This window comes from Salinibacillus xinjiangensis (genome assembly GCF_009649735.1).
GTDB classification, from domain to species: Bacteria; Bacillota; Bacilli; order Bacillales; family Alkalibacillaceae; genus Salinibacillus; species Salinibacillus xinjiangensis.
Genome location: NZ_WJNH01000010.1, coordinates 51,088 through 64,409 on the forward strand (window position 1 = coordinate 51,088; position 13,322 = coordinate 64,409).

Sequence of the window (13,322 nt, forward strand, 5' to 3'; positions counted from 1 at the left end):
TAACCATGCTGCCAAAGCCAGTATGAACCCACTAGCTTGCATAAATGGGTGAGTGAAGTCCTTTATTTAATCAGAGCAGAACCACTCAAATTGCATTTTACTCCGTTTGTTAATTTAGTTAAATTTTTATTTAACATTTTTAACTTTTTTAATATACCATAGCGTGTTTTTTTTGTAAACCAGCGCATTAGAAAAGATGCCTGCCACTCCCCAAACTCGACAAAAACAGGGAAGTGGCAGGCATCTGTGAACGAAACCCGTCTATAATTCTTGTAATCACGTCAGTTTATGATTTTATTCCGTCAGTATGTTGGAGAATCGGTCAACATGCAGATGATTCACGTCGTAACATTTTAGCGGAATAAGCATTACGTCATTTAGATGGTTATTCACGTCAATTGCTGTGGGATTCTTGTCATGACAGCTACTATTCTAGTTGACTATCACTGTATTTCCGTCTGTTTTCCTCTTATTCCCGTCCACGCTCTTTATTCCCATCAACTCATGGCATATTTCCGTCACTATTTCATGTAATCCCGTCAAATGTGAACCTATTCCCGTCCCCCTTCTTCACAACAAAAAAATGGTGCCTGCCACTCCCAAATTACTAGAAGTGACAAGCACCTTTTAATTACCAAAACCAAATTCATCAAGCAACGCACACAATTCATTTTATTCGTGCCCTGCACCGTCAAATAGGCGAGAACTACCTTCTCTTTCTAATATAGATCACGATTAACCCAATAACCGCAAGCACCCCTACAATAATCCAAATAAATGTTGATGTAGAAGAATCAGCTTTTTCGGAATGATCTTCAGATTCCATTTTTTCAGTTCCTTTTTCTTCAACATTCTTCTGAGCTTGTTCGTCAGCTGATGCTGTTTGTTCCTTCTCAAATACAGCATATTTACTGAAGTGATTGGTTTCTGCAGTTACGACACCATCTTTATAAACGCCACCAATCAGTTCCCAACTCTGTTCCTCTTCATTATAGTAATAAACTTTTACGTTATCAGGATTATCGACTTTGCTTTTGTCTACTTTGAAAGATAATAATACTGGCTCTGAGAATTGGCTAAGAATATCTTTTCCTTGAGTGATTGTAAAATCATAAACATCACTGATAGCTCCCGTTACAGCATCCTCTTTTTTCAGAGTTATTCTCGTTTCCTGAGCGTTGTCATCAAAAATAGACGATGGGAGATAAACGCTTGTCGTATCCTTTTCTATTGAAATACTACTATTTGTTCTTTTTAATACCGTTATTTGATGTGTTGTAAATAAAACTTCACTGGTTGGATCCTCAGAATCAGTTAAATCGATTCCTACTTCAGAATTATTCTCTAGTTGATTAAATTGTTCTTCTGAAACGACTACAGTGTTTCCTTCTTTTGTATGATGTACGTATACTTTATTTCCATCATTTTGTGAATTTTGTTCAGAGGTAGTACTTTCTTCTTTAGTTGTGTGATTTTCTTCTGACTCGTCACTTTGCTCCTCTTCTGAATCTACATTACTTGAATCTTTATCTGAACCATTCTCAGGCTGTTCCGTTTTTCCCCTTGGCTCTTCATCTGTATGTAACTCTTCATTGTCGGTATTGTTGTCAGTTGTTGGTTCAGACGATGGTTGTTCATTATCCCCATTTTCTTCCTCTTTATCCTGTTGCTCTTCTGGAGTTGAGTCATCTGAGTTTTTCCCAAATGTATAACTATGGGCCTCAGATAGGTTCGATTCTTTTCCATTTACAACAGATGCGACCTGGAAGTAAACGGTTTTGCCTTCCCATGATTCAGTGAATGAGCTTGGAAAGGAAACCTCTTGGTCATCTGCTGAAATATTATCAACCTTTGTTTTAACCGTGCTATCATCCGTATAATAATAGAAATTATAGCCGTCTATTAAATTAACAGGATCCCAGGTTACCGTGAAAAATGTTTCACCATATTGTTCTTTTAATTCAACAGGCACTTCCTCAAATTTAGATTGTAGATTTGATGGAACAGGAATATCAAAAGTATATTCTATCGTTTTCATGTCAGTAGATTCACTTTCTCCGAATACCGATCTGACTCCAAATTGTACCGTATTCCCATACCAGTTCTTCAACTGTGAGTCGGTTACCGTATATTGTTGCTCCATTAACGGTGATGTATTTAGCAAGTTCATTGTTTCTGCATCTGTTTTCTTCGCATAGATGTTATAGCCGTCCCCGGTCACCATATCCCAATTCAATTGAAATTTTCCATTCGGGTTAAAGCTATTTCGAGGATTCTTTACGATACGTTGCTGCAATTCCTCAAGTGAATTGAACTTATAAATAGCATTCTTTCCAGGAACAGAAAGAAATATCTCTCCCTTACTATTGGTGTTTGCTAGATTAATTCTGATATCCTGTGGAAAAGTATAAACCGGTAACAGGGTATCCTTATGATAGATTTTATGAGAAGAAAAAACATAATCCCCCTGTAAGGACACTAGATCTTCGCCTTTGTTAAAATAGCTGCCTTGTTCTACCGTAATGTCTGATTTCTGTAATCGAAACCCTGCATAATAAACGTACTGATCATCTAGTAACATTTGACGCCCAGGATAAGGAAAACCGTATCCATCATTGTAGTCTGTTGCCATCACATGACTACCATTTACTACATTCATTACATATAGACTTGAACCTGATAGTCCAGATTCTGCTATATATAACTGGTTATTCTGACTATCTAGTTCAATGTTTGCTTCATAGTAGTTATAAACGTTTGTATTTGTTGGTTCTATTATTTTTTCAGTATTGGTACTTAAGTCAATATGATAAATCTCAACCCATTGATCTTCCTTGGTATAATACAAATTCGTCCCATCTGTTTCGATTTCAAATGGGTTTTGCTTTGTGGTTATATACGTTACTGGAACGTTTGGTATAGGTTCAGTCACCGCTACTTTTGTACCACCAAAAAGAGCAATGTACAGCTTTCCATCCAAATACTCAATGTCAGTTGGGATAGAACCAATAAACTGTCTAGCCACAACCTTCATGGTATTCGTATCAATGTAAATCAGCTCATTACTACTCTCAGAAATAGCATAAATGCGATTATTCGTTTCATCCATTACCCAGTCATCCACTTGTTGATCAAGCAAAAGCTTATTGTTTAGTACCTCCGACTCAACGGAAGGAGCTGAAAAGGTATCATTGTGTATAGTTATGGTATGATCATCGGCATTGTAAATGTATCTTTCCTGACCATTTGTTAAAATGTGACTAACCTCGGATTGAAATGACCCTACTTTCCTATACGTCTCTCGATCAAATATACTTTTGGTGGAGTAAACATAGTTTTCATCCACCGCAAGTACGTCTGCTGCTGTAATATTATTTGAATTTGGACTGTAATTTTCTGTATATACACCATAAATCTCTTCTAAATTCGTCTGATTTATTTTATGACCCGCAAAATAAACCTCTTGTCCATCTAGCAGCAAATGTCTTTCCGGATAAGGAAATCCGTACCCCTCGTCAAAAGTAGATTGGCTTTTAACTGCATAATCAATGGTAGAAATAGCCTCTATTTCTGTTCCTGATAAGTTTGTCTCAGCAATGTATAAAGTATCGGTTTCGTCTTCTAAGTGTATTACTGGCTTATAAAATGACGAATAGTTTTCTCCCTGAACTGTTACCTCTACTTCCGAGGCTGTGGCTAAACTGTAGTCATACAGTGTTTCACTTTGATCATCTACATAAAAAATTTGGTCATGACTAACCGCAATTCTATACGGGTTATAGGAAGTTTGGATATCCTTAACAACCTTCTGGGATACCAGATCAAATACTTTTATTGCAGAAAAGTCTGGTAAGGATATGTATAGCTGATCATCCTGTCGATCAAGATCGACTGGGTTTTTACCTATTGGAAAAGTATTTATGATCTGAAATGAGTCCAAAGATATATAATGTAAATTACCATTAGTTGTAATGGCGTAGATTGTATTATTTTCCTTATCAAGTATCCAATCAACTAAGTTGTCTGATTCTAAGGAAATTACACTGTCGTCGCTTGCGTATGCCTTGTTAATAAGAGATTCCGTTATAACAATTGATATTAGTAATGTTGAGATGATAAAGATTATAAAGCTCTTTCTCATCAAATTCCCCCTCTTAATTTATTATTCATATTAATTTCCTGTGTAACCGTTCTATGTCCCCCCTTAAATTATCTATTAGTGGCAATATTTTCTCTATTAGTTAAATATTGCACTTCATTTATTATCGACAGAAAGCGACATCGATTTTATAGTAAAAAACACCTATTTTTTGAAAATATTCAAAGTTATAGAATATTTAAGTATGACTCCCCCACTTTATTTTTTCGGTACCCTGTCACTCTCGAATTAACATCTCTCAGCTTCATGTCTTTTGCGGTAACCACAGCATGAAATATCTATCATTATCACCGAATAATGCCGACTCTTGACAGCCCTTGATTTTTGGTTTGATTTTATTATCCCGAATGAAAATAAATTTCATCCGAGATAAATGTTAGGTACTTCGATCGTTTCAGCCGACTATTATATCGATATATCTTTCCCAGACAAATAATTGTTTCCTTCATACAAAAAGATTTCTGTAGACCCACACGATATCGCTATGGTAATCTAATAAAGCTGAATTATGGAGTGAAGGAGCAAAAGAATGGGTCATACCGAAAATTTAAAGCTAGGAGAAATTGGCGCTTGGCTCAGTATTATAGCCTACATCATTCTCTCTAGTTTAAAACTATTAATTGGAAATATAGCAGGGTCTGAGGCACTGACAGCAGACGGATTAAATAACTCTACTGATATCATTGCATCCATTTCAGTTTTAATTGGGCTTAAGATATCGAGAAAACCACCAGATCATAATCATCAATATGGACATTTCCGAGCAGAGACAATTGCCGCTCTATTAGCTTCTTTCATCATTATGGCTGTGGGCCTACATGTCCTTTATGATGCATCCCTATCTGCCATTACCCCAAAAGAGCAATCACCTGACATCATTGCTGCTTGGACAGCTTTGTTCAGTGCATGCGTCATGTTTGGAGTCTTTATATTTAACTTCAGATTAGCGAAGAAGATTAAGAGTCACGCCATGATGGCTGCCGCACAAGATAATAAATCTGATGCGTTAGTTAGTATTGGTGCATGTATTGGTATTTTTGGGTCAAAATTCGGTTTTGCTTGGATTGACACGATTACTGCATTCATCGTAGGGATCTTAATATGTAAAACTGCCTGGGACATTTTTAAAGATTCCTCCCTCTCTTTAACAGACAGTTTTGAAGATGAAAACTTAAAAGATATAGAAAATGTCATTATTCAAACGCCCGGTGTCATAACATTAAAAGACATAAAAGGTAGGTATCATGGGAGCAATCCATTAATTGACGTTATTATTGAGGTTGATCCCTATATTTCTGTGCTAGAGGGGCATATCATTGCAGATAAAATTGAAGACAAACTACAAAAAAGTATGGATATAAACTATGTCCATATTCATGTAGAGCCAGCTGAGAATAAACTTAGAAAAAAACGTTAACAAAGACAAGTAAGGGAAATCTCTTATTTGTCTTTTTATCGTACTTGATATCTTTGGAAAAGTGGTAATCATGCACAAGTGCCTGCACTTTCCGACTTAAACCGGGAATTGACAGGCACTTGTTCACTAACATATTGGTTGTAATATAACTTTAAAATCGTAAAGAATTCTTAAACAAACTTTAACCCGAAAATCTATAACTTTGGGATATAATATTATACAAATCTAGGATTCTGTGTATAGGGAGTGGATTCATAATGTACATAATATTGAGGGAATTAGAAGGGAAAACAGAAATCCTAAAAGACTCAAATCGTAATTCTAATAAGACCTTCCATCATTATTCGGAGGCTGAAGTCTTTGCTAAAAAACTTAACACTCATACCCATTCAGATAAGAAGTGGTGTGTAAAGGAGTTTAGTGAGTAGTATTTCTTAACCGACATTTGATTTTTAATTTACATAAAAGCACTCATCAGGATTGATATATCAACCACCTGGGAGTGCTTAACCCTGGGAGTGAAAGGTACCCGTAAATAAATTCTTGCCCTTATTAGCATATCAATCATTCCTGTTGATTTAAATGTTCCTTAACCTCTTCCAAGGACCTCATTCTTTGCTCATCAATATTTACCTTCCAGCCATCATCCGTAAGAATCAAACGTAATATACCTGGGTTTGTCATATATTGTTTTTGATTCTCTAAATCTAGTCGTTCAAACTCTATGTCAACATCATAAAAAAGTACGACCTCTTCCTCTGATTCAAACTTTAAATCTTTTATGTGCATTTGGCTCATTCTCAAATTGCTACGCGTACCTTCTGCCATCATAACAGCGTGATAAAAAGCATTATGTTTTAGCAGGTGTTCCATGGCATCCTCTGTTGCATATTCATTAAATTTTTTATACATTTCTTCATAAAATTGGGTTGGACTAAATGAAGATAAGTTAGAAAAATTCACATCAAACTGCCGATATTTAAATCCCTTTGCAATCTCCTTTACCAAACTCTGCTTTACCTCTTCCTTCTCTTTTTCTGCCTCCTCCAATTGAAGATGCAGTTCCGAATTTTTCTGTTCCGTGTCTTCTATCTCCTTCAGCAGCTCCTGATATTGTTTGTTGTCATCATCTTTGATATAAAAACTTACAAATAGAACAAAAACTAAAAAGATAATAATTCCGATATACGTCTTTTGTTTAAGCACATATATCCCCTCCCCACCTCTTATAAAGACATACGAAAAAGTGTATGATTTGTTTCAGTTTTCCAAAATATTGTTTCCTATCGTGTTATTGTGATCAAAATAAAAAATCCTACCCTTTGCAAATAAGGATAGCTTAATACCAAATGACACTCGACAAAAACCGGAAAGTGACAGGCACTTTTTGATCTCCTCAGTTAGAAAGAATAATCGATAATTATAAATACCAATTTGAAGGGAAATATGAGTATGAGGTGATTAGATGGATAAAGAAAGTTTAAAGCTCACATCTACTGAGATAGGAACATTGTGGGGACAATACGTAAATGGAACAGCGGTTGATATTGTAAATAAGTATATGTTATCAATCATAGAAGATGAAAAGATTAGGGCGCTTTTTGAAGATGCAATAAAGACATTTTCTAGTCAAAAAGAACAGATTACAACGTTCATTGAAAACGAAGGATTTCCAGTTCCAATTGGATTTACTGACTCAGATCTCAATCAAGGTACTAAAAGGTTATTTTCGGACATATTTTGTTTACACTATTTGCACATTATGACCCTTCACGGCTTGCTCGGACATACAGCATCTCTTAGTTCCTCTGTAAGAAAGGATTTAAGGGATTTTTACGATTCTTGTGATAATGACGGCAAGAGAATGTATCATCAAACCATTGAACTTCTTCTAGAAAAAGGACACTTCCAAAGAGACCCTTATTTTTATCCTGAAAAAAATCCTGAATTCGTATTAGGTCAACAATTTTTAGATGGCTTTTTTCGTGATCAACGACCTTTAGCAGCAACAGAAATTATCTCACTTTCTTTTAATATGAAAAAAAAGATTATGGAGAAAACCCTTTCAATGGCATTTAGCCAAGTGGCTCAATCTAAAAGTGTAAGAAAATTTTTACAATCGGCACAACAAACTTCTGATCAGCAAATCCAATCATTAGGAAAAATCCTACATCAAGATAATTTGCCGGTTCCTATGTCTTGGGAAACAGAGATAACCATTTCTCAAGAAGCTCCTTTTTCAGATAAGTTGATGTTATACCACATTGGGTTTTTATTGCAGACTTCTCAAGCTTATCATGGAACCGGACTTGCATCAGCCATGAGAACAGACCTTCTTATGAATTATGAAAAAATCATTTTACAAAACCTCATCATCACAAAAGAGTGGTTTAATCTTATGACTAAAAACAAGTGGTTAGAGCAGCCACCTCTCGCTCCAAATAGAAAAGAAATTGCTAAAGATAATTGATAGGCAAGGTGCCTACAAATGAATAGGAATACTTTTGAGAAACTGAAAACGGTGCCTGTCACTTCCCAAATTAAATCGAATGACACTCGACAAAAACCAGGAAAAAACAGGCACCTTTTGAAACTTCGCCAATAACACAATAGAAGCTACCTTTAGCTTAACAATCACTTTTCAGACACAGGCATATATTTTGTGAAATAAGCACCTAAAATTAACAATATAACTGTTATAGACCAATTGATTATTCCTATAAAATGAAACCAATACGCTAAAAGGTTTGTTATACCAATAAGGTAAAAGGAGATTGCAGTCAAAGCACTTTTCACCCCGGTAATGCCAGCCTTATTTCTTTTTTTCATCAGAGAAGATATAGAAAACATAAGTGCGATTAGTAGTATTATAGTTAAAATAATTGGTAGCATTTTTTATTCCCCATTTTCTAGCATTGTGTACACTCAAACTATCTACCTAACAAACCTTTTTATAATAAATAAGGGTGGCGTTATCGTTTATCTTCTTCCTAACTCCTGTTTTGGTGTAGCCCATTTTTTCATATAAATAACAATTTCGTTCCTCCTCTATAATTGTAGCTAATTCCCATGTTGTTGCTTGAGGGAACATTTCTTCAATTAAAATTATAGCCTTCTGAGCTACTCCCATTCCTTGATAAGAAGATAGAACAAACATGGGACTTATCCAAAACTGAACTTCTTCTTTCCAGGAAATGCAGATAGCACCTACAAGTTTGTTATCTGCAAATATCTTATAAAAATCACTATTAGGATTATTTATTCGCGTTATAACTCTTTCAACAGTTTCATTTGCTGGGTTGGTTTCATAATCTTTATATTTATCCAAAAGTGGCTTAAAAGCCTTTACTTGAATATCAAAAATAAATTTTGCATCTTTATCAGTTGCTTTATCTAACCTTACCTCCATAACCTCACCCGCTTATTTTATTTAATTTTTTCAACCAAACAACTGCTTTTTACATTAAGTACGTGTACCCTTGCACTGATTTTAACATAATTTTCTATTTAATCTTGCACTAAAAAAACACGTGAATTCAATCGCGAATTCACGTGTAAAGTAGTAAGTCATTTAGTTTACCTGCACCTTATTCAAACTTCTCTTGATAATATTCACGTAACTCAGCCGCATTATCCTCCCATTCATCTGTACGACCATCAATTAATTGACCAAGGACGTCCAAGCATCTATGCCAGCCGGCAGCCATATATATCGCGTATGTTGGATCATCAAACATATGACGGAATGTAAGGGTACATCCTTGATCTGCTTCATGTATGTTCATCGCTAACAAATCATCAACCTCCCGAAAATAAAAGGAATATGGAGGATTAAATTCGGTAATAACCGCCTCATAGGTTGACCCTTCACCATCGTCGAACTTTATCTTTCCACCGACACGAAGCTCCATTTCTCCTGTTGCAAATGGATACCACTGCGTGAAGTAATCAGGTTCCGTTATATAACGAAATACTTTTTCAGGACTAAACGGGTATTTTCGTTCAAAAACCAAAACATGTCTTCCTGCATTTTTATGGAGACTACCATAGTTACTCATGAATGAGACCTCCTTTATCCCAAATAAGATAAGGCGCGGCGCCTAGTCCTGCAACGATCCAAACTCATCAAGCATCGTACGTACTTCATCCGTTGAATTTGTACTCATCAATCGATTCCTCAATCCACTCGCCCCTCGAAATCCTTTGACATAAATCTTAAAGAAGCGCTGGAGAGATTTGAATCGGCGTGGTTCAAGTTCCTCGGTATAATGATCAAAGAGGTCAAGATGCAACCTTAAGAGCTCCAACAATTCCTCACTACTATGCTCTTTCTTCTCCTTTTCAAAGGCGAATGGATTTTTAAAAATCCCACGTCCAATCATAACCCCATCCACATCGTACTTGTGAGCGAGCTCCAATCCCTTTTGACGATCAGGAATATCCCCATTGATGGTCAAAAGGGTATCTGGCGCCACTTCATCCCGAAGCTTCTTAATCTCCGGAATTAGTTCCCAGTGTGCATCCACATCACTCATTTCCTTTTTGGTACGCAGGTGAATAGACAGATTGACGATGTCTTGCTTCAAAATGTGGGTAAGCCAGTCGCGCCATTCATCGACTTCTGTGTAGCCAAGCCTCGTCTTCACACTTACGGGTAATCCTCCCGCTTTTGCTGCTTGGATGAGCTCTGCCGCAACATCGGGTCGACGAATCAGTCCGCAGCCCTTTCCATTTGATGTCACATTAGGTACGGGGCAGCCCATATTGATATCCACACCGCGAAATCCTTCCTTCGCCATCCCAATACTCATTTGCCTGAAATATTCGGGTTTATCCCCCCATATATGGGCGACAATTGGCTGTTCATCCTCTGTAAAAGTCAAACGTCCACGCACACTATGGTTTCCCTCTGGATGACAATAGCTTTCCGTGTTGGTAAACTCGGTAAAAAACACATCAGGTCTTGCCGCTTCACTCACGACATGACGAAACACAACATCCGTCACATCTTCCATTGGTGCTAGTATAAAAAAAGGTCGTGGTAAATCACGCCAAAAATTATCTGTCATATCTAAAACCCTCTCATGATCAGGGCATCAGGACTAAAACTGATGTGACCCCAAAAATAAAAAGCAAAGATACCTCTGCTTCTTTTACACTTATACCATAAGAGACGGGTGCCTGTCACTTCCCGAAATCAGCCGAATCACATTCGACATAAATCGGGAAGTGACAGGCGCCTGTTAAATCAAGGGGTTAGTCTCTTGGTCAATTCTATCTAAGACTAGTTGCTTTTGCCCTGAACCTTAGAATTAAAACTAGGATTAACAAGAGAAATTCCATTACAATCCCGATTATGGTCCAAGTGAGAAAGGTGAATTCCAAGTGAACAGTATTATTTTCAAATAGGATAATGGCTAGAACCGCTAGCAATAAACTTAATGGAGTCATTAGTAAGTTCGATGTAGTCCCACCATTTGGATTAAAAAATGCTCGATGAATACAATATAGGGTAAGAGCTAATTTACTCAACAACACTGGCATCCATAAGATAACAATAATTAAATCCAACCGATCCAAAAAGTCGGTTATATTGATTTGTTGGATCATGATAAAGTTTGGATAGATCGACTTTGACACAATGTTTTCTCCTAAAACCGCAATGCTCGTGATGATCAATAGGAATAAAAGGAAAAAACCAATACTTACCCCAATGATTATAGCTCGCTTCACTCCCTTTTTAGCCGCCACATTTCCAAGTAGGAAAAAGAAGATAAGGGATTCACCCATCCAAGGTAGTAGCTCGAAAGAAGATTTACTTAAGTTTTCAACTGTGTCTGTTCCTAAAATAGGCATGATGTGTGATAACTCTATTTCATTCAATAACATGAAAGGGAGTGATAGGATTGTGGCACTTAGCATAATAAATTGAATCACTGTAATTCTTGTTACCACTTCGATACCGGTGGAACTTATATAAAGTAAGACAACGGATACTAATATTGCGATTACTTCAATAGGAGTAGTCGGCAATAATGCTCTGGATGTGAAGTCAATAAAGGCACGTAAATCCCTAATATAAACAATTACTAAAAACAATCCTATAGTTATATAAAAAAGATGGTGAAGACTTGATCTATGATTGGTTAAAAAACTACTTTGTAGAATGTTTCCCCTTCCAAAACCTATTAATAAAAGCACTACCACTATTGGATAGACAAGAAATGGAACAATCCATGTATTTTGGATTGATATTTGTGTAAGGATTTGTGGTAGTGTTATTAATGCTGCAGCAAATATAAAATTAGCAACAAGTATGGCTAATTGGAATGGTGAAATGAATTGTTTCATCAGGAGACCACCATCTTAGTTAAATTTCCAACAGTCGTATTCAAATATTCTGTCAGACCGTTAAGTGAAAAAGGTAATGAAAGGGACAAAGAAGTACCTGCTGTAACCAAAACGAATAAGTAAACCCACTTTCGCTCTTTTAGTTGCTTTATATTTTTATGCTGGGTTATTAGGAAAAGTAGTAAAATCGATAGGATTCCTATTGTTCCAACCATAATTTAATCATTCCTTTATTGTTATTCCCGGATTCGTAGTTTCTTGAATTGTTGCGTTTACCTGTACATCAATTTCCATTTTTTTCAGCGTGCTACTCCAGTTATCAGCCCATTTCTCCTCCCACTGTCTATTGTCATGTCGATACAAGTGCCATCCGAAACCATAGACATCAATTCCTTCAGATGTAGAGTGATCTAATAGTGCATCAATTTCTTTCTTGATTTTTTTCTCCATGCTGTCTATTGCTAACTCGTAGCTATCAAGATTATCCATATCTATATCAGCCTCATTTTGCATCACGGCTGCCTCTACATCTAACGTTAATGAAAAAGATGGTACACCTCCCAAAACGGAGTAGGTATGTCTCAAGTTTTTTTCATCAATACTTACATTTATTTCCTTATTATCTCCCACAGAAAAAGTGTAATTTTTCTCAGGCGACTCTTCAAGTAACCAGAAAGCACCTAAGGCTTCTTCATCGTTCGCAAAGAACTTCAATTTGTCGTCTTTTAAAATGGCTGCACCATTAACCATAACTTCGTCATTTTTATCTTCTCCGTCTCCGTTTTGGGTCTTTGCTGTTTCAACTATAGGAATAACAGGGTCCTTACCGGGCTTTTCCACATCATTCAAGACATCCTTTACTGTAATTCCAAAACTAGATTTTGCCATTTCTCTAATCGTTTCCGATGAAAATGGTTCAAAGTGCGGGGTAGCGTTTAGCACCTCAATCGCTTTTCCTTTTGCAATTAGAACATAAGCAGACAATCTTGATTGAGGTTGTTCTATAATTACTTCTAATGACTTTTTAAATCCAGCTTTCGCCATGTCTGCACCGAAAATAATGACTCGACGGTGAGAGAAGTAAAGTTTTCTTGACATCCTTTGTTGAAGATCATCGTTGCTTTCTCTTATATTCCTTCCTACTCCAGAGTCAACATAGAAAGGGGATTCCCCACCGGATCCACCTCCACCACCGGATGAACCAGCTCCACCCATATTACCAGGCAAAGGAACTTGAACAGCTGCTCTAAACTTATTTTCTTCTATTTTGTCAATTCCTGTTGCCGTTACGAAGGCTAAGTCGTTTACTTCAACGCGGTCCCAACATCCTGTTAAAACGAATAAACAAAATATAAGTAAATACACTTTTTTGCATAAAGTCATCATCATTCTCCT

The 13,322-nt window shown here is 36.5% G+C and carries 11 protein-coding genes; 3 read left to right on the plus strand and 8 right to left on the minus strand.

What is annotated here, in order from left to right; genetic code table 11:
- Nucleotides 1-706: 706 nt before the first annotated feature.
- The gene (locus GH754_RS14950) at nucleotides 707-4,141 is read right to left on the minus strand and encodes a YncE family protein (protein ID WP_153729491.1); all 3,435 of its coding nucleotides are present in this window, start codon (nucleotides 4,139-4,141) and stop codon (nucleotides 707-709) included.
- Between the two features lie 547 nt (nucleotides 4,142-4,688).
- Here GH754_RS14950 and GH754_RS14955 point away from each other — a divergent pair.
- Nucleotides 4,689-5,576: a cation diffusion facilitator family transporter gene (locus tag GH754_RS14955; RefSeq protein WP_153729492.1), complete on the plus strand. Its 888-nt coding sequence runs from the start codon at nucleotides 4,689-4,691 to the stop codon at nucleotides 5,574-5,576.
- A 257-nt stretch (nucleotides 5,577-5,833) separates the two neighbouring features.
- Complete coding sequence (locus GH754_RS14960) at nucleotides 5,834-6,004, plus strand: hypothetical protein (RefSeq protein WP_153729493.1); 171 nt, start codon at nucleotides 5,834-5,836, stop codon at nucleotides 6,002-6,004.
- Between the two features lie 136 nt (nucleotides 6,005-6,140).
- On the opposite strand, the gene GH754_RS14965 is transcribed toward GH754_RS14960, so the two are convergent.
- On the minus strand, nucleotides 6,141-6,782 hold the full coding sequence (locus GH754_RS14965) for a hypothetical protein (protein ID WP_153729494.1): 642 nt from the start codon (nucleotides 6,780-6,782) through the stop codon (nucleotides 6,141-6,143).
- Between the two features lie 259 nt (nucleotides 6,783-7,041).
- Here GH754_RS14965 and GH754_RS14970 point away from each other — a divergent pair, with 259 nt between their 5' ends.
- On the plus strand, nucleotides 7,042-8,046 hold the full coding sequence (locus GH754_RS14970) for a DUF3231 family protein (RefSeq protein ID WP_153729495.1): 1,005 nt from the start codon (nucleotides 7,042-7,044) through the stop codon (nucleotides 8,044-8,046).
- Nucleotides 8,047-8,210: 164 nt separating this feature from the next.
- On the opposite strand, the gene GH754_RS14975 is transcribed toward GH754_RS14970, so the two are convergent.
- The 6 genes from GH754_RS14975 to GH754_RS15000 form a co-directional block, all read right to left on the minus strand.
- A complete protein-coding gene (locus GH754_RS14975) occupies nucleotides 8,211-8,468 on the minus strand; it encodes a hypothetical protein (RefSeq protein WP_194841371.1) in 258 nt (85 codons plus the stop codon).
- A gap of 46 nt (nucleotides 8,469-8,514) precedes the next feature.
- Nucleotides 8,515-8,985, minus strand: a complete 471-nt coding sequence (locus tag GH754_RS14980; protein WP_153729496.1) for a GNAT family N-acetyltransferase — start codon at nucleotides 8,983-8,985, stop codon at nucleotides 8,515-8,517.
- Nucleotides 8,986-9,163: 178 nt separating this feature from the next.
- The gene (locus tag GH754_RS14985; RefSeq protein WP_153729497.1) at nucleotides 9,164-9,634 is read right to left on the minus strand and encodes an SRPBCC family protein; all 471 of its coding nucleotides are present in this window, start codon (nucleotides 9,632-9,634) and stop codon (nucleotides 9,164-9,166) included.
- A 42-nt stretch (nucleotides 9,635-9,676) separates the two neighbouring features.
- Nucleotides 9,677-10,645 (minus strand): tRNA dihydrouridine synthase, encoded by a 969-nt coding sequence (locus GH754_RS14990; protein ID WP_153729498.1) that lies wholly within the window; start codon nucleotides 10,643-10,645, stop codon nucleotides 9,677-9,679.
- 205 nt (nucleotides 10,646-10,850) lie between these two features.
- Complete coding sequence (locus GH754_RS14995; RefSeq protein WP_153729499.1) at nucleotides 10,851-11,927, minus strand: GerAB/ArcD/ProY family transporter; 1,077 nt, start codon at nucleotides 11,925-11,927, stop codon at nucleotides 10,851-10,853.
- Nucleotides 11,928-12,149: 222 nt separating this feature from the next.
- Complete coding sequence (locus tag GH754_RS15000; protein ID WP_194841372.1) at nucleotides 12,150-13,310, minus strand: Ger(x)C family spore germination protein; 1,161 nt, start codon at nucleotides 13,308-13,310, stop codon at nucleotides 12,150-12,152.
- Nucleotides 13,311-13,322: the final 12 nt, after the last annotated feature.